We start from the raw sequence: 23,305 nt of genomic DNA, 5'->3' as shown, positions 1-23,305 counted from the left end.
TTTAAGAGAATTTATAAATGAAAGAGCATAGAAGTTCATTTGCTGATTTAAAAAGTGGAACAATAACCTGTTTCAAAATTTCTATGGTCTTTGCGATTATATTTTCAGCTTCTCTGGGTTCCGATTTAAATGTTAAAAACGTTCTTGTCACTTTTTTTGTAAGTTGTGTTTATTCTTTCGGATTAGGATTTGGCAACGGTTTTATCAGTGTACTTTTAGATAAAAAGTGGGACTGGCTGGAGCAAACAAATTTAAGAGTTTACTATGGCATCTTAGTCACAATACTTTATACCGTTCCAGTAGTTTTAGGAATTAATTATTTCATTTTTGTTGTGTTGCAAAACGTGACTCTTGATGTCTTTTTTGGCGAAAAAATGTTTTGGGTTCATCTTTTTTATATCGTTTTATCATTAGGAGTTTCGGCTTTTCTTCAAGCCACAAGCTTTATGGTAAAATGGAAACAGGCATCAAAATTCGAAATAACGCAGCAAAAGATTATCGCAGGAACGGCAAATGCCAAATTCGAAAGTTTAAAAAATCAGATTGATCCGCATTTTCTTTTTAATAGTCTCAATGTTTTAAGTTCTCTGATTGAAGAAAACCCAGATAATGCACAGCGGTTTACCACTTCTTTATCTAAAATTTACCGATATGTTTTAGAGCAAAAAGATAAAGAACTGGTTTCTGTTGAAGATGAATTGTCGTTTGCAAAAACTTATATGAACCTCCTGAAGATGCGATTTGAAAACAGTTTGTTTTATGAATTGCCAGCAGAGAATATCAATCCGGATGCAAAAGTGGTTCCGTTATCGCTGCAGCTTTTATTAGAAAACACAGTGAAACATAATGTAGTAAGTGAACAAAAACCATTGCATATCAGAATTTTTACAGACGGAGATTATCTTGCCATTCAAAATGATTTTCAGAAAAAGGAAGTTTTACAGGACAGGCAGGGAGTTGGGCTCCAAAATATTGTAAATCGATACGGAATTGTAACCAACAGAAAAGTTTTGATTGAACAAAATGAAAAAACATTTACGGTTAAGATTCCGATTTTAACGAAACAAATAGCAGTTATGGAAACAAATGCAGACTATAGCGATGAAAGTAAAGCTTATTTCAGAGCTAAAAAAAGAGTGGAGGAATTAAAAGGATTTTACGCAAATGTAATTTCGTATTGTTGTGTGATTCCGTTTTTAATCTTTATAAATTTGAGGTATTCTCCCGGATTTCAGTGGTTTTGGTTTTCGGCTTTAGGCTGGGGGTTTGGAGTTGTAATGCATGCTTTTAAAGTTTTTGGTTACAGCTCAGACTGGGAAGAGAGAAAGATCAGAGAGATTCTGGAAAAGGAGAATAATAAACAACAAACCTGGAAATAATTATGGAAAAGTATGCTGATGCAGAACGTTATTATGAGGCTCAGGAAAGAGTGAAAAAAATCAGAAAGTTTTATGAACATCTGACAGTATATTTTCTCTGTAATCCAATTGTTATAATTGTAAATCTTATAACTTCACCAGATTATTTATATTTTTGGTTTTCCTTGCTGGGCTGGGGAGTTGCAATTGTTTTACACGGATTGAAAGCCTTTGATTGTTTTCCTTTTTTTAGTAAAGAATGGGAGAAAAGAAAAATTGATGATATTTTGGAAAGAGAAAATAATAGACAAAAATGGGAGTAATTATGGAAATAAATTATAACGAAGAAGACAAATATTACCAGGCTAAAAAGAAAGTCGAGAATATTAAAGGGTTTTATAGTAATTTGACTTCTTATATTGGGGTTAATATTGTATTGATTTTTATTAATTTATATACAACACCAAATCACTTATGGTTTTACTGGCCTTTGATGTGGTGGGGAATAGGAGTTGTTTTTCACGGATTAAAAGTTTTTGAAGTTTTTCCGGTTTTAGGAAAAGGCTGGGAAGAACGGAAAATCAGAGAAATCATGGAGAAAGAAAAAGAGAACAAAAATAAATGGCAATAACTTTTTAAAACAAAATAAAATGGGACGTTGTAGAAGACGCTTTTACGAAGAGTACGGACAAGAATTTGAAAATGATGAAAGTTTTGAAAGAGCATACAAAAAAATAAAAAGAATCAAGGGTTTTTATTCGCACTTAAAAATATATTTAATTGTAAATGCAATCATTATTTTTTCAAATATAAACAGGGATTTTGTTGGAAACAGATTTGATGAGAGCGGATTATTTGAATGGCATACGTATTCGACAGCCTTCTTTTGGGGGATTGGTTTATTGATTCACGCTTTCACCGTTTTCGGGCCTGATTTGTTTTTTGGATCAGAGTGGGAACAGAAAAAAATCCAGAAATACATGAACAAAGAATCTCAAAACACCAATAAATGGGAGTAATTTTACCAGTGTAACCAAAACCAGATTTTAATTTTTCAAATTTAATAAATGACCACCTTAATTATAGAAGACGAAAAACCGGCTGCAAGATTATTACAACGAAAATTAGAAAAATTAGAAATTGCTGTGCAAACTATGCTGCATTCTGTAGAAGAATCTATTGATTGGTTTGGCAATAACGCGCATCCTGATTTGATTTTTTTGGATATTCAGCTTTCGGATGGTTTATCTTTTGAAATTTTTGAAAAAATAGATATAAAAAGTGCTATCATTTTTACAACTGCTTATGATGAGTATGCATTGAAAGCCTTTAAGCTAAACAGCATAGACTATCTTTTAAAACCAATTGATGAAGATGATCTTGAAACGGCTGTTGCAAAATACAAAAACAGAATCCCGAAACAGGATACTGCAAATCAAAATCTACAGCTTGATTTTGAACAAATACGACAAATGCTTTCAAACCCTTTTGAAAAAACTTACAGAGAAAGGTTCACAGTTAAAATCGGGCATAATTTAAAGGTAATTACCAAAGATGAAATTGAATGTTTTTTTAGTGAAAATAAAGGTACTTACATTCATACCTACGATAATCGTGATTATTTAATTGATTCTACATTAGAAATTCTGGAGCAGGAGCTGAACAAGAAAGATTTCTTTCGCGTAAGCAGAAAATTTATATTACCGTTAAAAGCAATCAAAGAAATTCAGATATATACCAATTCCCGTTTAAAAATCATTTTGCCAACTTATAAAGATGATGAGGTTATTGTTAGCCGTGAAAAAGTACAGGATTTTAAGAGTTGGTTAGGATAGTTTTTTGTGAAATGCGAAAAGTAAGATATAAATAAAATAAAAAAGAGTCTGATTTTAGACTCTTTTTCTGTTTATATAAAATGATTTTATTTGCTCAAACGGTGCAAAGTATACGTCATCGCACTCAAAAGTAAAAATGCCATAATCTGATGAATTAATCCTAAAGCCAAAGGTACACTGTACAATAAAGTGAAAACGCCAAGGGCAAACTGAACAAAAACAAAAAACACCAAAATGTTAATTCCTTTTGACTGGGTATCGGTAAGTGAATATTTTTTGCTTTTGAAATACAGAAAAAGAATAATCGCCACTACTGCATACGCAAAAGTTCTGTGTACAAACTGAACACCGCTTTTTCCTTCAATTAAATTTTTGATTAGAGAAGACTGTTCAATAAAAACCGATTCATGAATAAATTCTCCGTCACTCATTAATGGCCAGTGATTGTGAATTAATCCGGCGTTAAGTCCGGCTACAAATCCACCATAAATAATCTGTATCAATAAAGCTGCTAAAGCATATCTTGCGATTTTACGAAGCGGAAGAATTTTATTGATGTTTCTTTCCGGATAAATCAGATCAAGCGCTACCCAAAGCGTGTAAGCAAAAGTGATAAAGGCGAAAGTGAGGTGCAGTGAAAGTCTGAAGTGGCTTACATCCGGATTGTCAATTAATCCGCTGCGTACCATAAACCAGCCAAGGAATCCCTGAAAACCACCCATTGCCAAAAGAACAATGCATTTTTTAATGGTTGGAGTGTCTAGTTTCTTTTTGATTAAAAAGTATACAAAAGGAACAAAAAAAACCAAACCAATAATACGGCCAATGAAGCGGTGAAACCATTCCCAGAAATAAATGAATTTATAATCTGCCAATTGAAAATCGTTGTGAATGTTGATTTTTTGATATTCTGGGAATTTCTTGTATTGTTCAAAAGCTTCATTCCATTTTGCTTCTGTTAAAGGCGGAAAAGTGTCGGTTACCAAATGCCAGTCGGTCATAGATAAACCTGAATTGGTCAAACGTGTAATACCGCCCACGACAACCATTAAAAATAATAAAACACAACCTGATAGTAACCAAATGATTACTGATTTATTTTCTTTTTTCATTCTGTTCCGATTAATTCGATTTCGTTTTCTTTTTTTGTAGTTGATATTCTTTTTAAATAGAATTTCGAGAAATAAATATTTAATAAAATGCTTGGAGGGAAAATTAGAATTCCAAAAATAATTCTGTAATTGTAATTACTCATATCGAATTTTAAATTTGACATTTCAATTAGAGCAGGACTTGTTAAGATAGCAGCAATAATAAAAACAACAAAACATGGAAAAATAACAGAACTCAAAAAGAAAAATATTTTGTATTTTGAACGTTTTTCTTTAATTCTTTTTAATCCTTTTAAAAAGATAAAATTTGAATAAATAATTATCAATAAAAATATAGATATAAAAATTCCACCTAAAAAATCCATTATTTTTTAAGTTTTAAATTTAACTTCGCAGCTCGTTTAATCACAAAATCATAAGCTGCCTGATATTCATTTGGTATATCACCTTCTAAAATAGCTTCCTTTACAGCTTCTTTCAAGACTCCAATTTCGCGTGAAGGTTTCAAATCAAACATTTCCATAATTTCTTCCCCGGAAATTGGCGGCTGGAAATTACGAACGTGATCACGTTCTTCAACTTCAACAATTTTCTTGCGGACAACTTCAAAGTTTTTATGATATTTCTTGAATTTCGCTGGGTTCTTGGTTGTGATATCGGCTTCACACAAAATCATTAAATCTTCTACATCTTCACCCGCATCAAAAACCAAACGACGAACAGCACTGTCAGTTACAATATCCTGCGCCAGAACAATCGGACGTGAACTCATAATGACCATTTTCTGAACGAATTTCATTTTTTGATTTAAAGGCATGTGCAAACGTTCGAAGATTTTCTTAGCCATCTTTCCGCCTAAGAATTCGTGTCCATGAAAAGTCCAGCCTTGTTTTTTATTAAAACGTTTTGTTGGCGCTTTCCCGATATCATGCAACAATGCAGCCCATCTTAACCAGACATCATCAGTATTTGGGCAAATGTTATCAACGACTTCAAGCGTATGATAAAAATTGTTTTTATGTGTATGACCTTCAATTTCCTCAACCTGATTCAAAGCTGTCAATTCAGGTAAAATTAAATCTAAAAGCCCGGTTTTATATAAAAGTAAAAATCCGGTTGAAGGTTTGTCTGTAGAAAGAATTTTATTTAGTTCATCTACGATTCTTTCACCAGTAATGATTTTAATACGATCAGCATTTTTTGTGATCGCATTCAATGAATTTTCTTCAATTTCGAAATTCAATTGAGTAGCAAAACGAATCGCACGAAGCATACGCAATGGATCATCAGAATACGTAATATCAGGATCTAAAGGCGTTTTAATTGTTTTGTTTTCTAAATCGGTTAAACCGTCAAAAGGATCTAAAAGAGCACCAAAGTTATTTTCGTTTAAAGATAAAGCCAGGGCATTGATTGTAAAATCGCGGCGATTTTGATCGTCTTGCAAAGTTCCGTTTTCCACAATTGGATTTCGGCTGTCTCGGGTATAAGATTCTTTTCGGGCACCGACAAACTCGATATCAGTATCTTCAAAACGTAACATCGCTGTTCCATAAGTTTTAAAAACCTGGACTTTTGGTTTTTTAGGAAGTAAATCAGAAACCTTTAAAGCAAGTTCAATTCCGCTTCCAACAGCAACAACATCAATATCTTTTTTCGAACCCCGGTTTAAAAGCAAATCACGAACAAATCCGCCGATGACGTATGAGTCAACGTTTAATTCCTGAGAAGCTTTCGAAATGATATCGAAGATTTTGTTTTGTAATGCGGTTTTGTAGTTTGTTTGTATGGCCACGAATTCACTAATTTTTGAGTAAAATGCAATTTGAATTTCAGATGAAATAAAATGCATGCAAATTTACAACATAGAAAATGCCTATTATAATCTATCGCTTACTTTTTTGAATAATTTCACAATTTTTCAATTGAATTTTATTAAAATAATATGGTGAAGCTGAATTACACGAATTCATTCGAAATTATACTCAAAGATTTTAAAAATAAATTCGTGATCCCGATAGCTATCGGGAGTGGCGAAAAAACTATACAACAATAAAACAAATCAATTGCAATAAGATATTTTTAAAAATGCAATTTGTATTTTTGAGTCATACAAAAACGTACAAATGAAAATTGTTATATCTCCGGCGAAATCTTTGAATTTCGAAAAAGAATTACCAACATCTCAATATACTGAGCCTTCATTTTTAAAAGAAGCGAGAATAGTTCATAAAATTGTAAAACAAAAAAAGCCAGCAGAATTATCAGAATTAATGTCAATTTCAGAAAAACTGGCCGATTTAAACTGGAAAAGAAATCAGGATTGGAAAACGCCTTTTACTCCTGAAAATGCACGCCCTGCAGTTTATACTTTCGATGGGGACGTTTATACCGGTTTGGATGCTTATACAATTCCGGTAGATAAATTAGAGGAGCTGCAAGATAAATTAAGAATCTTATCAGGTCTTTACGGTCTTTTAAAACCATTAGATTTAATGCAGGCCTATCGTTTAGAAATGGGAACTAAAATGCCGGTTGGTGAATCTAAAAACCTGCATGATTTCTGGAAGCCAACAGTTACAAAAGCCTTAAATAAAGAGTTGAAAAAAGATGAATTATTCGTGAATTTAGCAAGTAATGAATATTTTTCTGCTGTTGACGTAAAAGCGTTAAAAGTTCCGGTAATTACTCCGGATTTTAAAGATTATAAAGACGGAAAATTAAAAATGATTAGTTTCTTTGCGAAAAAGGCGAGGGGTATGATGGTTCGTTATATTATTGATACCAATGCTGAGACTATTGATGATCTGAAAGGATTTAATTATGAAGGGTATCAGTTTGATGCTAATCTTTCTAAAGGGAATCATTTGGTTTTTACAAGATAGTTTTTTTGAAGATTTAAGATTCTATTTTTTTTACCGCAATGAAGCAAAGGTTTGCAGCAAGGTTCGCAAAAAAATGCACAAAGCCTTGTGAACTTTTTTAGAGTTTTGCTGAATAAATTCATTGCGAACTTTGCGGTTAAATACAAAATAGCTAAAAAAACAACGCCGAATTCTGATTATTGAATTCGGCGTTTTGAATATTATAAATTATTATTAGCATTAATGCATTGCGTCGGCTGCATTAATTTTGTTCTTCCCTTTTTTGATAAAGAGAATAATCGGTATGCAACATAAAAACATGATTCCTAAATAAAGGAAAATATCCATGTAAGCCATTACAGTACTTTGTTTCATTACAGAAAGATCAATAGCCTGATACGCTTTTTTTAAAGCAACATCGGCACTGTAACCTTTTGCCATAAAAGCGTGCTGCATCCCTGCAATTCGCTGCTGTACTTCGAATTTGGCCGGATCTAAATTGTTAATTAAATCTACTCGGTGCGACTGGCTGAAGCGCGTGATGAACGTAGTAATAATGGCAATACCAAAAGATCCGCCTAATTGACGCATCATTCCTGTAAATGCTGCTCCTTCACCAATTTGTTTTCCTTTTAAAGTTGAAAGGGAAAGTGTCGTAATAGGTACGAAAAGTAATCCTAAACCAATTCCTCTTAAAATTAAAGGCCAGTACATATGTTCAACTCCAGTATCAGGCGTCATACGGCTGTACATCATAAAGGTAAAGAAGAAGAAAATTAAAAATCCTACTCCTACCATATAACCCTGAGGTACACCTTTCTGAATCATATTCCCCACAAACGGCATCATAAGTGCTGTTGTAATCGATCCCGGAATTAATAATAATCCGGCATCAGTTGCGGTCCATCCTAAGATTGACTGCGTGTAAATTGGGATAATCAATGTCGATCCGTATAAACCGAAACCAAGAATAAAACACATTACGGTTCCGATTCTTAAATTCCCGTCTTTTAAAACACTTAAGTTTACAATTGGATGTTTATAGGTAAGCTCTCTCCAAATAAATAAAACCAATCCTAAAACTGTTACAACACTTAAGGTTACAATTAAAGAATCGTTAAACCAGTCGTCCTGTTGTCCGTGCTCTAATACGAATTGTAATGAACCAATAAAGGTACTCAACAAAATAATTCCCCACCAGTCAACCTGATTTGCTTTTAATTTCTCTCCATATTTTGGACTTCTAACGAAAGTTAAAGCCAGGATTGTAGCAATAATTCCCAAAGGAATATTGATGTAGAAAATATAAGGCCAGGAATAATTATCAACTAAATAACCTCCCAAAGGTGGTCCCAGAGTTGGTCCAACAATTACACCCATTCCGTAAATTGCCTGCGCCATTCCACGTTTGGCTACTGGGTAACTTTCTGTAATAATCGTTTGGGCTGTTACCAATAGTGCTCCACCACCCATACCTTGTACGAACCGGAAGGCTACCAGTTCCCAAATATTTGTGGCATTTCCACACAAAAAGGAACAGACAGTAAATATTATGATTGAAGCCACAAAATAATTTCGTCTTCCAAATTGCTGTGATAGCCAGCTCGTCATCGGAATTACAATAACATTCGCAATCGCGTATGCTGTAATTACCCACGCAACGTCAGTCAGGGTTGCCCCAAGACTTCCGCGCATGTCTGTCAGTGCTACGTTTACAATCGTAGTATCTACAATTTCCAGCAATGCACAAAGTACTGCCGTAATCGTAATGATTACACGTCTGTAGCCGTATTCTACTAAATCGTCGTCTCCTTGTACTGCTGCTGCCATTTATTTTATTTCAAATGTACGTCTACGTCAACATTCATTCCAGGACGTAATAATTCTACTTTTTTAGGATCGTTTGAAGAGTCTAAACTAATTTTTACAGGTAATCTCTGAATCGTTTTTACGAAGTTTCCTGTTGCATTGTCAGGAGGTAATAATGAAAAACGAGATCCTGTAGCAGGCGAGAAAGAAGTAACAGTTCCTTTAAATTCATAATTAGGATAAGCATCCACTTTTAAGCTTACTTTTTGCCCCACAACCATTTTGTTCAATTGTGTTTCTTTAAAGTTTGCTACAACCCATGCTTCATTGTTGTTGATAATATAAAATAAAGACTGACCAGGCTGAACCAATTGTCCCGGCTGAATATCCACTTTAGAAACCTGGCCATCAATTGCAGCAGTAACTACTGTGTATGAAAGGTTTAAATGAGCAACATCAAGCATAGTTTTTGCTTTTTTGATGTTAGCTGCAGCTACTTCTGTTTGTTTGTCAGAAACTTTAGATTTTGACTGGATAACCGATTTTTGGAATGAACTTGCTCTTTGTTGCTGCTCTAAAACACGAACCTGATTTTCGGCTTCTTCTTTCGCTGTTAATGCCTGCTCGTATTGTTGTTTCGTAATCGTATGCGTTTTATATAAATTATTATAACGGTTGTAGTCGTTTGTCAATTGTCTGAGTCTGATTTTAGCACTTTCGATAGAACCGCCAGCTGATTTCATCTGAGCATCAGAAACATTAATGCTTGCGTAAGCACTGCCGATATCTGCTTTTGCAGCTTCATACTGACCTTCAGCTCCTAATAAAGCGGCTTGTGCTTCATCAATTTTCAATTGATAATCCCTCTTGTCAATTGTAAACAAAGTATCTCCTTTTTTTACAAAATCATTATCTTTTACATATACTTTGCTAATGTATCCCGATACTCTTGGAATAATCGGATTCATTCTTTTCTCGATCTGTGCATCATCTGTTTCTTCGTGTGCCTGAGAGTGTAAATATTTTGAAATTCCGTAAGTTCCTCCTACTAAAATCAAAACGGTTAGTATAATGATGAATTTTTTATTTGTCTTTTTCTTTTCCATGAGAGCTAGCGATTATATTTTAGAAAGATTGAATGATTGAGATAATTGTCCGGATACCGAAAGTAATTCATAATACTTTTGGATAATAGTTGCTTTTGATAAAGCAGTATTGATTTTAGCGCTTAAATGTTCTACATCAGCTTCAACAAGATCATTGGTATCAGATAAACCGTTGTCGAATTTGTCCTTTACCAGTCTGTAGTTTTCAGAAGCCTGTTGTAATGCTTCATCATAAACCACACTCTGATTAATAGCTAAGTCATAATCTTCAATAGATTTTTGAACTTCTACTTTGATGCGATCGCTTAAAAGTGCTTCAGAATTTTTTACCTCCATCGCTTTACTTTCAGCTTCTTTTACGTGCGAATTGTTTTTTAGAATTCCCGATAAATCATAAGATAGTCCAACGCCGAAATTCATAGCATACTTTACAGTAATAAAATCTTTAAGATCGAAAGCTGTATAACCTCCCAATAAAGCTAATGTTGGATAGTAACCAGCTTTTGCAACTCTAATATTAGCTTCGCTTGCTTTAGATTGTAAACGGACAGCTTCTAAATCTTTTCTGTTTTCCAATGCCAATGCATCAGATGTTGGGGCATTGCTTGTTTTTAAATTAAAGAAATCCTGCTCATTAACCTGAAGTTTTACTGAAGGATCTAATTTAAGCAATGTTGTAAGATAAAAATTGATATTATTGATGTTGTTATTCGCTTCATCAATAGATAATTGTGTTTTTGAAACCATCAATTGTGCTTTCAATAAATCATTTCTCGGGATAATTCCGTTTTTTTCTAATTCGGTAAAATCAGTTACACGCTGTTTTGCCTGTTTCTGGTTTTCGTTTAAAAGATCTAATGTTTTTTGGGCTTTATATAATGCAGTATAATAGGTAATCACGCGGAGCGCAACATCTTCTTTCGTTTTAGCTGCATTCGCAGTTTCTGCTTCGTATAAACTTTCGTAAGTATCAATACTGCTTTGAATTTTAAATCCCGAAAAGATTGGCAGACTAAGATTTGCCATTCCTAACATAGCACGGTCAGGAGATGCCATAGGCTCAGAACTTGCCTGATCGTTATGCAGGTCAATCGAAGCTTTTCCTAAACGCTGGTATTGACCCGAAACTTTTAAGTCCGGATACTGATTATTCTTAACCGACTGTAATTCGTATTTTTTTGTGTTTACCTTAGTATTGGCAAGTGTAACTTCGTTACTCTTTTCCCACGCCAGCTTAACGGCTTCGTCTAAGGTTAAACTTGTTTTTTCTTGTGCTTCTATTGAAGAAATTCCGATAAAGAAAACTCCAAAGAGCATTAATTGACTAATTTTCATAAACAAGTAGTGCTTTTATAGTTTGTTGAATGTGGTTTTTAAGAATCGTTTTGATGTAATTGTCATACAACTCTTCTGTGTTTAAATTCAGTAATTCGACGAAGAAAGGTTTATTCATATGAAAATGAAAAAAAGTACCCATTATTGTCGGAGTGATAAGCGGAATAATTATATCTTTTCTAAAAATTCCTTTAGACTGGCCTTCATGAATAATTGTTTCCAGTGACTTTAAATTGCCTTTTTTCAATTCTGTGAAAACGGCTAAGCTATTTTCTCTTTTTTTTGATGTAAGTTCGAAATGTAAAACCCTGAATATCCCTTTGTTACAATTGATTCGGTTAATGTAAATTTCGACTAATTTATTTACTTTATCAAGAGGTTCGAGTTTTTCGTGCTGTAAACTTTCGATTTGTAATTTTAAATCAGCTGTTTTATGAATTATCAAAGCTTCAAGCAGCTTTTCTTTAGAACCAAAATAATACGAAACCATGGCAATATTAATTTTTGCCTCTTTAGAGATGTCTCGTATAGACGTTCCTTCAAATCCTTTTTCCGAAAAAAGTTTCTCGGCTACTTTCAGAATTTGAATTTTTTTATCGTTTAATTCGATCTGTGACATGATGTTGTTTTGAAATCGAATACAAAATTAAACACTTGTTTAATTTAAACACTTGTTTAGTTTTGTTTTAACTTAATATTAACATAAAACGGTGTAGTTAATTTTGCTCTTCAAAATTATTAAAAGTAAAGTTATTTAACTTCTTTAATCGTGATGTAAAAGTTAGGATTAGGATTGAAGTATTTGTTGAAATCTTCATTTTTTAACCGTAATGTCTGAAAGGAAGTCGTAGGTTTCAACCATTTATCCTGTGTCCAATTTGTAGTAATTGGCATTTCAAAATCGTCATTACAATTTATATATCGATAGCTTAATTGTTCATCTTTAAACTTGTATTCCAAAACCGGAACTCTTTCTGATCTCAGATATTGGTCAAATAAATAGTAGAAATTGATTCCTGATTTTCTACTTATATAGTTTTCTATTTCATTTGATGTAATAACTTTATTGTGGAAATCATAATTTAAACTGCGCAATATTTCTCTAAATTTTGTGTCATCGTTTATAATCGTTTTTATCATGTGCAAAACTGCCCAACCTTTGATATAATTATCATTGCTGCCATCTTCATTTATTCCGTATCGGCCAATAACCGGTTTGTCATTTTCAATAGTTCTGAATCGGCCAATCATAAATTCATTTCCTGCTTGTTTTTCGTATAAATCAGCTATAACAAGTTCTTCGGCCAAACCTGCAAAACCTTCCTGAATCCATCGGTCGGCAATGTCATTTGCAGTGATGCTGTTCCCGAACCATTCGTGCGCCATTTCGTGAACGATAATTTTATCTGTTTTTTTGCCCCAGCCGGTATTCGAAATATCACCTCCTTTTTTGTTTGTCCCCTTTTTGTAAGAACTTCCATACGCAATTGCACTTTGATGTTCCATTCCGATGTAAGGTGCGTCTACAATTTTAAATCCGTCTTCATAAAAAGGATAGGGACCAAACCAATTTTCCAGAGATTTCATTGTATTATGAACTTCCGGGATCATATGTTTTTTAGCTTTTTCTTTGTTGTAATCTAAAACCCAGTAATCCATACTTAAACTTCCGTTTTCTCCTTTGTAGGTATCATGAAGATTTACATAATTTCCTATGTAAAAAGTAATTCCATAATGATTAATAGGATTTTTAATTTCCCAGGTATAAGAGAAAGTATTATCGGTATTTTTGTTTTTTAATTTTAAACGGCCATTCGAAATTGCTATTAAACCGTTTGAAGCAGAAACTGTTATTGTCGCGCCTTTATCAGGCTCATCATACAAAGCATTTTTACAAGGATACCACAAGCTAGCACCTTTGTACTGACATGCAACTGAAATCCACGGACGATTTAAGGAATCTTTTGACCAGACCAGACCTCCATCCCAAGGCGGTTTGATGGATTCTGTAGGTTTCCCGGAATAATAAATGGTGATTTTATTTTTTTTAGAAAGTTGATTATAAGGCAACTTTAAATACCAAATATTTTCATTTTGAGTATAATCTACTTTTTTTCCTTTCTGAAAAATGCTGTCGATTTTTAAAGGAGCAACAAGGTCAATTTGCATTAATGGAGAATGCTTTTTATTGACAACATTATATTCAATTACATTTTTTCCGGTAATAGTTTTGCTGTTGTAATCAGGTTTTATAGTGAGATCATAATGCTGAATATCCCACCAGATTCTTTCGGGAGTTATAGAACCGTTTAAAGTATCTTGTTTTGTTGGTATTGGTAATTTTTGATTTTGTTGCGCATGTGCAAAACAAAACAGTAAGTTGAAAATAAGTATAAAAGTTCTTTTACTTATAGCATTTATCATAAATACGGAGTTATAAATTAGAAAGACCGTGTAATTTACGTTTAATTTTTAAATCGTTCTAATAAATGTTATTCGTCAAGTTCTTTCCAGCATTTTGTACTTCTCTTTCAACGCTATCTTCAAGTTGTGGAAATACATTTGTAATCCAATAATGCTTTCTTTATTAAGATAATTGTTTTCATGAGATAATTTAAAGTTCATTGTGCCATGAACTACAGTCATAATTTCTTTAGTTTCAGTCTCTGTTAGCAAAATTCTGTGCAACAATATACCCTAAAATTTCTTTTTCAGGTTTGGATTTAAAATATAAAAAATGCGTAACAATGGGAAAATGATTATTTAAAGTAAAATAAAAGGGTTTTAAAAAAAATGGCACTTAAAAATAATTTAAATGCCTTTTTGAATTGTTTATAAAAAGAAAATCTATCGAATCGCTTCAACAAATTCTTCAATCTTAACACTTCCGCTTTCGCTTAAATGTTTGATGAAAGCACTTCCAATAATAGCGCCTTTTGCATATTTTGTAGCCTGATTAAAAGTTTCTTTATTCGAAATTCCGAAACCAACGATCTGAGGATTCCTTAGATTAAGATTTGAAATTCTCTCAAAATATTCTTCCTGAACATTTCCGAAACCAGATTGTGATCCTGTAACACTTGCCGAACTTACCATATAAATAAATCCATTTGAAACGCTATCGATAAAACGGATACGATCGTCTGAAGTTTGTGGTGTAATTAAAAACACATTAATTAAACCATATTTTTCGAAAATAGCTTTGTATTCGTCTGCATAAACATCAACCGGAAGATCCGGAATGATTAATCCGTCGATACCAATTTCCGCGCATTTTTTACAGAAAGCTTCAACTCCGTATTGCAGCATCGGATTAAAATATCCCATAATAATCAACGGAATTTTTACGCTTTCGCGAATGTTTGCCAGCTGGTCAAAAAGCAGCTGAGTGGTCATTCCGTTATGAAGTGCTGAGGTTGAACTTGCCTGGATTGTTGGTCCGTCTGCCAGAGGATCACTGAACGGAAGACCTATTTCGATTAAATCCACGCCGTTTTTTTCTAAATCCTGAATAATCTGAACGGTATCATTTAAGTTTGGATATCCTGCTGAAAAATAAATAGAAAGGATCTTTTTATCTTCTTGTAATTTTTGGGTTATTCTGTTCATTTTAATATTTTTTTGCTCCTGCAAGGGTTTCAAAACCTTGTAGGGATTTCTTTTGTTAATGTAAGCCTGCCAGATTTTTGAAAGTCCTGCAAATTAAATGAATCTGTTTTAGATTAATTTTCAATATAAATCCATGCAACAACTCCCGACTTCAGCGTTATTTGAACTCTTTTGTAAGCATTAGATTCAAATTGATCTGCTTTTGCAAGGTCAGCACTGGAAATAGTGTAAACAATACCGTCTACTGCATCCGATGGATTTTCGCTTGGCGTTGCTACAAAATAGTCTTCAATTCCAAATTCTTCTTCTATCTGAAGATCTTTTAGTTTGTAACCTGTTAGCTGGTCCGGTGTCCCAGTCAACAGTTTATTAAAAACCTGCATCTGAATTTCTTTTGATTGTAATGTTCCGTAGGAGAATATCTGTTCCATAAATCTTTATTTTTCTCGTTATCTGTTTGCGTTAGGGATGGAAGCGGTATCGCCCGATTAGAAAAACAAGGCTTTTGGCCGTAGTTTTTGTTATTGGGAATTTAGCGTACAGCCCTCCCGATAGCTATCGGGATTGGGTAACGCCCAAAAATACAACTTTTATTACAATTTAAAATAGTCAATATAATTATCTAAATCTTTGTCGCCACGACCTGAAAGGCTGATCACCACAATATCAGTTGGTTTGAATTTCTTTTGGTCTAAAACGGCAAAAGCATGTGCGCTCTCAATCGCCGGAATGATTCCTTCTAATTTAGTAAGCTGCAAACCTGCATTCATCGCATCGTCATCGGTTACTGAGAAAAATTCGCCACGTCCGGTTTGTGCCAAATGTGCGTGCATCGGCCCCACACCAGGGTAATCAAGACCTGCAGAAATCGAATATGGTTCTGTAATTTGTCCGTCAGATGTTTGCATCAAAAGGGTTTTACAACCGTGGATAACGCCCACTTTTCCCAATTTGCTAGTTGCGGCACTGTGTCCGCTGTCAACACCTTTTCCGGCAGCTTCAACAGCAATGATTCCAACTTCTGGCTCGTGCAAAAAGTGATAATAGGTTCCGGCAGCATTGCTTCCTCCACCAATACAAGCGACTACATAATCCGGATTTTCACGACCTTCTTTTTCTTTTAACTGCCATTTGATTTCCTCTGAAATTACACTTTGAAAACGCGTTACCATATCCGGATAAGGATGAGGTCCAATTGCAGATCCGATAATATAATGGGTGTCAACCGGATTGTTGATCCAGTCTCTAATAGCTTCGTTTGTAGCATCTTTTAAAGTTCTTGAACCCGAAAGTGCAGGACGAACTTCTGCGCCTAACATTTTCATTCTGGCTACGTTTGGAGCCTGACGTGCAATGTCAATCTCGCCCATGTACACGATACATTCCATTCCCATCAAAGCACAAACAGTTGCTGTCGCAACACCGTGTTGACCAGCACCGGTTTCGGCAATAATTCGTTTTTTGCCTAAACGTCTGGCAACTAATATTTGCCCGATTGTATTATTAACTTTATGTGCTCCGGTATGGTTTAAGTCTTCTCTTTTTAAGTAAACTTTTGTATTGTATTTCTCAGATAAACGCTTAGCGAAATATAATGGGCTTGGGCGGCCAACGTAATCTTTGAGTAATTGGTTGAATTCGGCTTTAAAATCAGGTTCAGCTGTAATTTTTAAATAATTCTGGCGTAATTCTTCTACATTCGGATAGAGCATTTCAGGAATGTAAGCTCCTCCAAATTCTCCGTAATATCCTTTTTCGTCTACGTTAAAATTCATTTTGTTTTAAAGTTTAAATGTTGACAATTTCAAATTTCCGCTTGAAATTGCTTAATAGATTTTTATTCTTTAGCCCCGGTTCGATTTCAAATTTACTATTTATATCGACAGCATAAATAGGCAGGTTGCTTTTTGAGATTTCTTCGATGGCTTTTAATTCATTCATTCCAATGCCGCCGCTTAAAAAGAAAGGCTTATGCGAATTGTATTTTTTTAATATTGTCCAGTCAAAAGTGGTTCCGTTGCCGCCGGGTAATTTTCCTTTGGTATCAAACAGAAAATAATCGCAGACATTTTCAAAAGGTGTAATGATTTCAAAATCAAAATTTTCGTCTGCTGAAAATACTTTAATGATTTCGATTTTCTTTGGAAGTCTTTCTTTTAAATCTGAACAAAATTCAACCGATTCATTCCCGTGTAACTGAATGGCTTGTAAATTGTGTTTTTCTACTTTTTCCAGAATTTCTTCCTGACTCTGGTTTACAAATACGCCTGTTTTTTTAATTGTTTTTATGAGCTCCGGAATATTTCCGTCACAATATCTTGCGGATTTATCCCAGAAAATAAATCCCATATAATCGGGCAGGAGTGAACCTACTTCGAGAATGTTTTCTGGATATTTCATGCCGCATATTTTGAGTTTCATTTTTTTGTTTGCTTTGAGCAATGGGCTTTGAGCTTTGAGCTTTGAGCAATGGGCTGAACCCATAGCCGATAGCTCAAAGCTTAAGCTTTATAGCTGTTTAATAAATTCTGTTGCTGCTTTTCCTGCGTTGTCTGTTTTCATGAAGTTTTCTCCAATTAAGAAACCTTTATATCCGTAAGGTTTTAATTCCTGAATCGCTTCTACAGATGAAATTCCACTTTCAGAAACTTTTACAAATTCATCCGGAATTTGAGAAGCCAGCTGTTTGCTGAAATCCAGACTTACTTCAAAAGTTTTTAGGTTTCGGTTATTCACGCCAATCATATCTAAACTAGGCATAATTGATTTCTCCAGTTCTTCGTGATTGTGAACTTCTAATAATACTTCTAAACCTAATTTTTTAGCAAATTCAGATAAGGATTTGATTTCTTCACGGGTTAAAACTGCAGCGATCAGCAAAATCAAATCGGCTCCGTGGGCTTTTGCTTCTAAAATCTGGTATTCATCTACAATAAATTCTTTTCGCAATAGTGGAATATTTACTGAGGCTCTTGCTAAAAGTAAATCGTCTAAAGATCCGCCGAAATATTTTCCGTCAGTCAGAACCGAAATTCCACAGGCTCCGGCATCTTCGTAGCCCTTAACGACTTCTTCAACCGTAAAATTGTTATTGATGATTGATTTTGAAGGAGAACGGCGTTTGTGCTCTGCTATTATTCCAGAATTACTTTCTTTTAATTTTTGGCTAAGTGAAATAGTCTGTTTTCCAAAAAACACTGAAGCTTCCAATTGAGAAACAGGAATAATCGATTTCTTCAAAATCACTTCTCTTTTTTTGTCTATTATTATTTTATCTAAAATGTTCATTGTCTTTATTTGTTTCAAGTTTCAAGTCTTTTTAGTTTCACGTTCCAACAACTTGAAACTTGAAACCTGAAACTTGAAACTAAAAAATTATTTACTTAATTCTTGTAATTTCTGTAATGCTTTCAATCCTTTTCCGGATAACAAACTTTCTTTTGCTTGTTCAAACCCTTCTAGTGGGGAACATTTTGTGACAGTTGCAATCGCCATGGCTGCGTTGGCACAAACAACATTATTTTGTGCTTCGGTTCCGTTTCCTGAAATGATTTTCGTAAAAATTTCTGCCGATTCCGCAACAGTTTCACCTCCTTGAATGTCGCTTTGTTTAATTAATTTAACACCAAAATCTTCCGGATTTAGCATACCTTCGGTACTATGTGTAATTATTTTGGTTGGCCCTGTCAAAGAGATTTCATCATAGCCATCCAAAGCGTGCACAATCGTAAAATTACTATCGGTATTTTGATACAGATAAGCATACATTCTCGCCAATTCCAGATTGAAAACCCCTAGTAATTGATTTTTTGGAAAGGAAGGATTAATTAGTGGTCCCAGAATGTTGAAAATGGTTTTGACTGCCAGTTCTTTACGAAGTGGTCCAACATGTTTCATAGCCGGATGGAACAGAGGAGCGTGAAGAATGCAAATACCAGCCTTATCTACACATTTTTCAAGGAAATTAGGATCGTTACTAAATTTAACTCCTAAAGCTTCCATAACATTACTGGAACCTGTAATAGATGAAACTCCGTAATTACCATGCTTAGTCACTTTTATTCCGGCGCCGGCGGTTACAAATGATGCCAGAGTAGAGATGTTAAAAGTATCTTTTCCATCCCCTCCGGTACCCACCAAATCGATGGTGTTGTAATCGGATAAATCAATACGGATACACAATTCAGACAGTGCTTCCCTGAAACCGATTAATTCTTCAATCGTAATGCTTCGCATCATAAATACGGTCAAAAAAGCCGAAATCTGACTCGGATTGTACTGACCACTTGAGATATTAATCAATACGTTTTTTGCTTCTTCTTTGGTAAGCACTTCGTGATTGATTAATTTGTTTAATATTGTTTTCATTTTTTTACTTTTAGTTTTTTTGTTTCAAGTTTTAGCTTTCACACTCCAATAACTTGAAACTTTAAACATGAAACCTGAACAAAAAATTAACCCTTAATCCAGTTTTCTAAAATCCTTTTACCATTTGGTGTTAATACGCTTTCCGGATGAAATTGTACTCCGCGAACATCGTATGTTTTGTGGCGTAAAGACATTACCTGACCGTGCTCTTCAAATGAAGTAGCTTCTAAAACTTCCGGTAAATCAGCATTCACAACCCATGAATGGTAACGTCCTACTTCAAATTCATCTTCCAGACCATCAAATAATGATTCGTCTGTAACTGCTTTTTTTACATTTGTAGCAACACCGTGGTATACTTTATCAAGATTTGAAAGCGTTCCTCCAAAAACTTCTCCGATTGCCTGCTGTCCTAAACAAACACCTAAAATGCTTTTTGTTGGAGCATATTTGCGAATTACATCTTTTAGTAAACCTGCTTCATCCGGAATTCCAGGACCTGGTGAAAGCAGTATTTTATCGAAAGAACCAATTTCGTCAATATCAAATTCATCGTTTCTGTAAACGGTTACTTCACAGTTTAAATCTTCCAGATAGTGTACTAAGTTGTAAGTAAAACTATCGTAATTGTCTATAACTAATATTTTTTTCATTGTGTTTGTTTTTTTGTTTCAGGTTTCAAGTTTCAGGTTTTCACGTTACAGTTAACCTGAAACTTGAAACAAAGAAAACTTGAAACTGTTTTTAAACTAAATTTTTTCAGCCATTTCCAAAGCCGTATTCAATGCTCTTAATTTATTATAAACTTCCTGCATTTCACTTTCTTCATCAGAACTTGCCACAATTCCGGCTCCTGCCTGACAGTGCAGCTGATGGTTTTTTGATAGGAAAGTTCGAATCATAATTGCATGATTAAAATTGCCTTCAAAATCCATAAAGCCAATTGCACCTCCGTAGAAATTGCGGTTTGTTTTTTCGTAATCCTCAATCAATTGCATCGCTCTGTGTTTTGGCGCGCCGCTTAAAGTTCCTGCAGGAAAAGTGTCGGCAACCACCTGCATGGTTGTCGCTTTATCATGTAAATGTCCGGTAACTTTTGAAACCAGATGGATTACATGCGAGAAAAACTGAACCTCTCTGTATCTTTCTACGTTCACATCATGACCGTTTCGGCTTAGATCGTTTCTTGCCAGATCGACCAGCATCACGTGCTCGCTGTTTTCTTTTTTATCCTCGGATAATTTTTTTGCCAGCTCGGCGTCTTTTTCATCATTTCCGGTTCTTCTGAAAGTTCCGGCAATTGGGTGGATTTCGGCTTTTCTGTTTTTTACGATAATTTGTGCCTCGGGTGAAGACCCAAATATTTTGAAATCGCCATAATCAAAAAAGAATAAATACGGAGAAGGGTTTATGCTTCTTAAAGCACGGTACACATTGAATTCATCGCCTTTGAAGCCCTGTGTAAAACGTCGTGAAAGTACCAATTGAAAAACGTCTCCACGGAAACAATGTTTTTTAGCCAAAGCTACATTGTGTTTGAATTCTTCGTCTGTAAGGTTAGAGAAACCTTCGCCTTCTTTAGTGAATTTATATGAAGCAATATTTCGGGATTGTAATAATTGTTCGATTTCTGAAATATTGTTTCTTCCATCAACACTGTGGCAAAATATATACGCTTCGTTTTTGAAGTGATTGATGGCAATAATGTTTTGGTAAACTGCATAAAAAACATCCGGGATTAAGGTTGCTGAATCTTTTTTAGCAATTTCTACCTTTTCGAAATAACGTACAGCATCGTAAGAAATGTATCCGAATAGACCATTATTGATAAACTTAAAATCGTTTTTCTCCGATTTGAACTGACCTGAAAATTCCTGAACTACTTCCGGAATATTAGTAGAAGCTTCAACTGAAATTTGCTCTGCCGTTCCATCAGGAAAAGTTTTAGAAATAACTTCGTTTTCGATTTTAATTGTTGCGATAGGATTGCAGCATATATACGAGAAACTATTATCATTTCCGTGATAGTCACTACTTTCCAGTAATAAACTATTTGGGAATTTATCTCTGATTTTAAAATAAATACTTACCGGCGTAATAGTGTCTGCCAGGATTTGTTTATAGTGTGTGTTGAGTATAAAAGGTTTCAATGTATTTTGTTTTTAATTTTTAATATTTTCTGTTAGTTTGATTTCGACCAAAAAAAAAGGCTTGTCGTGATGACAAGCCTTTTATATTTTATAGTTTACAATACCATAGGAAGCTTTGTTCACGACGTCTGACGTAAATTCTTCCACCACCAAGTATTGTTCATTGTAATTTTCATAATCTTATTTTGATATCGCAAATATATAAATGTAATTTGAATTAGAATGCATCCAAACCCAAAAAATTTTTTTCTTAATTTATAAATTTGTTAAATATGTAAAAAGGGCTATACATTTTATTACTTATTTTCCGCTTGCAACCGCATTGTTCAATTTTATTCTAAAGTCCGGATTTCCTTTAATATTAGGCGTTGCAAATAATTCGTCACTTTTTATCTTTGTAAATTCTATGGCAAATTCAGGGTTGTTGTACCAGTTTTTAATTCCGGGATCATTGCTTGAATATTCGCTTGTTATTCCGTCATTACAATTGTTGGCAATCACATTTTTTAATGTAATTTTTGATAAATTCTCATTCCCATTTCCGATACTCCCACTTAAAAGTATAAAAGGAGTGAAACCTGAAACAACACTATTGGTCAAATTGAAAAAAGTGTTTTCTCCAATATGAGCAGATTCGCGAACGAGTCCCTGATTGTTTTCTTCCAGATTTACAAGAGTGATGTTGCTGGCATTTATTCGGGTCATTTTTTTAGTTACGTCTGTGTTTTCAATTTTGTCGTATGAATCTGCTTCAAAACATCTTGAACCTGAAATATCCGATGAAAAAGGGTGACGGATCGCAATACTGTTGCTGATGTTGATTTGTGCTCCCTGAGTAAAATCAAAGTCATCGTCTGTGGTTCGGTATGAAATCAGGTTATTCATATTCAGATCGCCGCCATAACATTCAAAAGAATCATCATTAGAAAAACTTATCTGAATATTACTTAAAACTGTTTTTCTTCCAACTCCCGCAAGTGAAAGTCCGTTAAGTTCTTTCAAAGCACTTAATTTTCTGCCCGAATATTCAATACGCACATATTTCAGAATTCCTGAATTATCTTCTGCGTCCTGTCCTCCATAATGATTTAATATTGGGTCTAAGTTGAAGGGCAGTGTACTTATGCCGCCCAGTTTATTGATAGGTGCTTTTCCCAGAATGATGATTCCGCCCCAATCGCCAGGTCTTCTTTCAGTAGTTTCTTTATTAGAAGTAAAAATAATGGGATCTGTTTCTAAACCTTCGGCAACGATTTTTGCACCATTTGTAATTACTAATGTTCCGCAGGTTTTGTCGTCGCCTCTGATAACTGTTCCGGGGTCGATTGTAAGTACAGCATTATTAGTTACATAAACGATACCAACCAGCTGATAAGTATTACTTTTCGTTAGTCTGGTATCTTTGTCAATCGTTCCGGCAATTATATTTGTAGCTTCGTTATATTCTATCACTGCTGGTTTAAAGTTAGTCCAGTTATTCATCCAGTTGGATGTTCCAGTTATTCCTTTTTGTTGTGCCTGAAGATTAAAAGTGCTTATAAGTAGTATAAAGACAATGAGTAATTTAGTTTTCATAACTATAATTTTTGATTTCTAGTTTTTGATTTTTATTGTTTTTTTAACGAAGTCAAAATTAAAAGCCGAATGTTAATCAAAACATTTCGTCATGTTATCATAGTGTTAGAACAACTTTAAGAACGTTACTATTGTGTTTTTTATCAGGATTTTTAAACCATTTGTCGATGATTTAGTAAAAAAA

Annotated in this window: 21 protein-coding genes and 1 pseudogene; 6 read left to right on the top strand and 16 right to left on the bottom strand. The window is 34.2% G+C overall.

Translation table 11 applies throughout. The features are described 5' to 3' along the window. The first annotated feature begins 17 nt into the window (after window positions 1–17). Genes P5P89_RS03055 through P5P89_RS03035 form a run of 5 tightly spaced genes read left to right on the top strand, consistent with a single transcriptional unit; the run spans window position 18 to window position 3,193 of the window. Window positions 18–1,379 carry a 2TM domain-containing protein gene (locus P5P89_RS03055; RefSeq protein WP_278010689.1) on the top strand — a complete coding sequence of 454 codons (1,362 nt, stop codon included), beginning with the start codon at window positions 18–20 and terminating at the stop codon, window positions 1,377–1,379. Window positions 1,380–1,381: 2 nt separating this feature from the next. Continuing rightward, entirely contained in the window at window positions 1,382–1,681 is a 300-nt protein-coding gene (locus P5P89_RS03050; RefSeq protein WP_278010688.1) for a 2TM domain-containing protein, read from the top strand. A 2-nt stretch (window positions 1,682–1,683) separates the two neighbouring features. After that, window positions 1,684–1,989: a 2TM domain-containing protein gene (locus P5P89_RS03045; RefSeq protein ID WP_278010687.1), complete on the top strand. Its 306-nt coding sequence runs from the start codon at window positions 1,684–1,686 to the stop codon at window positions 1,987–1,989. Between the two features lie 19 nt (window positions 1,990–2,008). Next, complete coding sequence (locus tag P5P89_RS03040) at window positions 2,009–2,377, top strand: 2TM domain-containing protein (protein WP_278010686.1); 369 nt, start codon at window positions 2,009–2,011, stop codon at window positions 2,375–2,377. A 48-nt stretch (window positions 2,378–2,425) separates the two neighbouring features. Then, a complete protein-coding gene (locus P5P89_RS03035) occupies window positions 2,426–3,193 on the top strand; it encodes a LytR/AlgR family response regulator transcription factor (protein ID WP_278010685.1) in 768 nt (255 codons plus the stop codon). A gap of 86 nt (window positions 3,194–3,279) precedes the next feature. Here P5P89_RS03035 and P5P89_RS03030 read toward each other — a convergent pair whose 3' ends face one another. Further along, window positions 3,280–4,305 (bottom strand): COX15/CtaA family protein, encoded by a 1,026-nt coding sequence (locus P5P89_RS03030; RefSeq protein ID WP_278010684.1) that lies wholly within the window; start codon window positions 4,303–4,305, stop codon window positions 3,280–3,282. Between the two features lie 715 nt (window positions 4,306–5,020). Then, window positions 5,021–6,157: pseudogene (locus P5P89_RS03025) on the bottom strand (CCA tRNA nucleotidyltransferase); the annotation flags it as partial. A gap of 274 nt (window positions 6,158–6,431) precedes the next feature. On the opposite strand from P5P89_RS03025, the gene yaaA reads away from it, so the two are divergent. Then, window positions 6,432–7,190 (top strand): peroxide stress protein YaaA, encoded by a 759-nt coding sequence (gene yaaA, locus P5P89_RS03020; protein ID WP_278010682.1) that lies wholly within the window; start codon window positions 6,432–6,434, stop codon window positions 7,188–7,190. A 219-nt stretch (window positions 7,191–7,409) separates the two neighbouring features. Here yaaA and P5P89_RS03015 read toward each other — a convergent pair whose 3' ends face one another. The 14 genes from P5P89_RS03015 to P5P89_RS02950 all read right to left on the bottom strand — a co-directional run bounded on the left by P5P89_RS03015 (window position 7,410) and on the right by P5P89_RS02950 (window position 23,121). After that, window positions 7,410–8,999 carry an MDR family MFS transporter gene (locus tag P5P89_RS03015; RefSeq protein ID WP_278010681.1) on the bottom strand — a complete coding sequence of 530 codons (1,590 nt, stop codon included), beginning with the start codon at window positions 8,997–8,999 and terminating at the stop codon, window positions 7,410–7,412. 5 nt (window positions 9,000–9,004) lie between these two features. Then, window positions 9,005–10,084, bottom strand: coding sequence for an HlyD family secretion protein (locus P5P89_RS03010; protein WP_278010680.1), 1,080 nt, complete (start codon window positions 10,082–10,084; stop codon window positions 9,005–9,007). A gap of 12 nt (window positions 10,085–10,096) precedes the next feature. Next, the gene (locus P5P89_RS03005; RefSeq protein WP_269237043.1) at window positions 10,097–11,419 is read right to left on the bottom strand and encodes a TolC family protein; all 1,323 of its coding nucleotides are present in this window, start codon (window positions 11,417–11,419) and stop codon (window positions 10,097–10,099) included. Beyond that, window positions 11,409–12,038 carry a TetR/AcrR family transcriptional regulator gene (locus P5P89_RS03000; RefSeq protein WP_278010679.1) on the bottom strand — a complete coding sequence of 210 codons (630 nt, stop codon included), beginning with the start codon at window positions 12,036–12,038 and terminating at the stop codon, window positions 11,409–11,411. The genes P5P89_RS03005 and P5P89_RS03000 overlap by 11 nt, the downstream gene beginning before the upstream one ends. 131 nt (window positions 12,039–12,169) lie before the next feature. Beyond that, entirely contained in the window at window positions 12,170–13,843 is a 1,674-nt protein-coding gene (locus P5P89_RS02995; protein ID WP_278010678.1) for a M1 family metallopeptidase, read from the bottom strand. A gap of 423 nt (window positions 13,844–14,266) precedes the next feature. Next, a complete protein-coding gene (gene trpA / locus P5P89_RS02990; RefSeq protein ID WP_278010677.1) occupies window positions 14,267–15,028 on the bottom strand; it encodes a tryptophan synthase subunit alpha in 762 nt (253 codons plus the stop codon). A gap of 113 nt (window positions 15,029–15,141) precedes the next feature. Then, window positions 15,142–15,459, bottom strand: coding sequence for a gamma-glutamylcyclotransferase family protein (locus P5P89_RS02985; RefSeq protein WP_223682912.1), 318 nt, complete (start codon window positions 15,457–15,459; stop codon window positions 15,142–15,144). A gap of 162 nt (window positions 15,460–15,621) precedes the next feature. Next, window positions 15,622–16,803, bottom strand: coding sequence for a tryptophan synthase subunit beta (gene trpB / locus P5P89_RS02980; RefSeq protein WP_278010676.1), 1,182 nt, complete (start codon window positions 16,801–16,803; stop codon window positions 15,622–15,624). A 13-nt stretch (window positions 16,804–16,816) separates the two neighbouring features. Continuing rightward, a complete protein-coding gene (locus P5P89_RS02975; RefSeq protein ID WP_446681924.1) occupies window positions 16,817–17,449 on the bottom strand; it encodes a phosphoribosylanthranilate isomerase in 633 nt (210 codons plus the stop codon). A gap of 87 nt (window positions 17,450–17,536) precedes the next feature. Next, on the bottom strand, window positions 17,537–18,316 hold the full coding sequence (gene trpC / locus P5P89_RS02970) for an indole-3-glycerol phosphate synthase TrpC (RefSeq protein WP_278011979.1): 780 nt from the start codon (window positions 18,314–18,316) through the stop codon (window positions 17,537–17,539). An 87-nt stretch (window positions 18,317–18,403) separates the two neighbouring features. Beyond that, on the bottom strand, window positions 18,404–19,396 hold the full coding sequence (gene trpD, locus P5P89_RS02965; protein WP_278010674.1) for an anthranilate phosphoribosyltransferase: 993 nt from the start codon (window positions 19,394–19,396) through the stop codon (window positions 18,404–18,406). Window positions 19,397–19,482: 86 nt separating this feature from the next. After that, the gene (locus P5P89_RS02960) at window positions 19,483–20,049 is read right to left on the bottom strand and encodes an anthranilate synthase component II (protein WP_278010673.1); all 567 of its coding nucleotides are present in this window, start codon (window positions 20,047–20,049) and stop codon (window positions 19,483–19,485) included. A 96-nt stretch (window positions 20,050–20,145) separates the two neighbouring features. Next, the gene (locus P5P89_RS02955) at window positions 20,146–21,546 is read right to left on the bottom strand and encodes an anthranilate synthase component I family protein (RefSeq protein WP_278010672.1); all 1,401 of its coding nucleotides are present in this window, start codon (window positions 21,544–21,546) and stop codon (window positions 20,146–20,148) included. 300 nt (window positions 21,547–21,846) lie between these two features. Continuing rightward, the gene (locus P5P89_RS02950; protein WP_278010671.1) at window positions 21,847–23,121 is read right to left on the bottom strand and encodes a hypothetical protein; all 1,275 of its coding nucleotides are present in this window, start codon (window positions 23,119–23,121) and stop codon (window positions 21,847–21,849) included. Window positions 23,122–23,305 lie beyond the last annotated feature (184 nt).

The organism is Flavobacterium gyeonganense (assembly GCF_029625295.1).
Lineage (GTDB): Bacteria > Bacteroidota > Bacteroidia > Flavobacteriales > Flavobacteriaceae > Flavobacterium > Flavobacterium gyeonganense.
Note: the sequence above shows the minus strand (reverse complement) of the source record. Positions and strands in the feature narration are given on the sequence as shown.

Excerpts from the sequence above, each read along its gene's own strand:
- trpB (WP_278010676.1), bottom strand. The coding sequence starts at position 16,803 with ATGAATTTTAACGTAGACGAAAAAGGATATTACGGAGAATTTGGAGGA.
- trpC (WP_278011979.1), bottom strand. The coding sequence starts at position 18,316 with ATGAACATTTTAGATAAAATAATAATAGACAAAAAAAGAGAAGTGATT.
- yaaA (WP_278010682.1), top strand. The coding sequence starts at position 6,432 with ATGAAAATTGTTATATCTCCGGCGAAATCTTTGAATTTCGAAAAAGAA.
- P5P89_RS03010 (WP_278010680.1), bottom strand. The coding sequence starts at position 10,084 with ATGGAAAAGAAAAAGACAAATAAAAAATTCATCATTATACTAACCGTT.
- trpD (WP_278010674.1), bottom strand. The coding sequence starts at position 19,396 with ATGAAAACAATATTAAACAAATTAATCAATCACGAAGTGCTTACCAAA.
- P5P89_RS02995 (WP_278010678.1), bottom strand. The coding sequence starts at position 13,843 with ATGATAAATGCTATAAGTAAAAGAACTTTTATACTTATTTTCAACTTA.
- P5P89_RS03055 (WP_278010689.1), top strand. The coding sequence starts at position 18 with ATGAAAGAGCATAGAAGTTCATTTGCTGATTTAAAAAGTGGAACAATA.
- P5P89_RS03045 (WP_278010687.1), top strand. The coding sequence starts at position 1,684 with ATGGAAATAAATTATAACGAAGAAGACAAATATTACCAGGCTAAAAAG.
- P5P89_RS02975 (WP_446681924.1), bottom strand. The coding sequence starts at position 17,449 with ATGAAACTCAAAATATGCGGCATGAAATATCCAGAAAACATTCTCGAA.
- P5P89_RS03035 (WP_278010685.1), top strand. The coding sequence starts at position 2,426 with ATGACCACCTTAATTATAGAAGACGAAAAACCGGCTGCAAGATTATTA.
- P5P89_RS03040 (WP_278010686.1), top strand. The coding sequence starts at position 2,009 with ATGGGACGTTGTAGAAGACGCTTTTACGAAGAGTACGGACAAGAATTT.
- P5P89_RS03050 (WP_278010688.1), top strand. The coding sequence starts at position 1,382 with ATGGAAAAGTATGCTGATGCAGAACGTTATTATGAGGCTCAGGAAAGA.
- trpA (WP_278010677.1), bottom strand. The coding sequence starts at position 15,028 with ATGAACAGAATAACCCAAAAATTACAAGAAGATAAAAAGATCCTTTCT.
- P5P89_RS03000 (WP_278010679.1), bottom strand. The coding sequence starts at position 12,038 with ATGTCACAGATCGAATTAAACGATAAAAAAATTCAAATTCTGAAAGTA.
- P5P89_RS03015 (WP_278010681.1), bottom strand. The coding sequence starts at position 8,999 with ATGGCAGCAGCAGTACAAGGAGACGACGATTTAGTAGAATACGGCTAC.
- P5P89_RS03005 (WP_269237043.1), bottom strand. The coding sequence starts at position 11,419 with ATGAAAATTAGTCAATTAATGCTCTTTGGAGTTTTCTTTATCGGAATT.
- P5P89_RS03030 (WP_278010684.1), bottom strand. The coding sequence starts at position 4,305 with ATGAAAAAAGAAAATAAATCAGTAATCATTTGGTTACTATCAGGTTGT.
- P5P89_RS02950 (WP_278010671.1), bottom strand. The coding sequence starts at position 23,121 with ATGAAAACTAAATTACTCATTGTCTTTATACTACTTATAAGCACTTTT.
- P5P89_RS02985 (WP_223682912.1), bottom strand. The coding sequence starts at position 15,459 with ATGGAACAGATATTCTCCTACGGAACATTACAATCAAAAGAAATTCAG.
- P5P89_RS02960 (WP_278010673.1), bottom strand. The coding sequence starts at position 20,049 with ATGAAAAAAATATTAGTTATAGACAATTACGATAGTTTTACTTACAAC.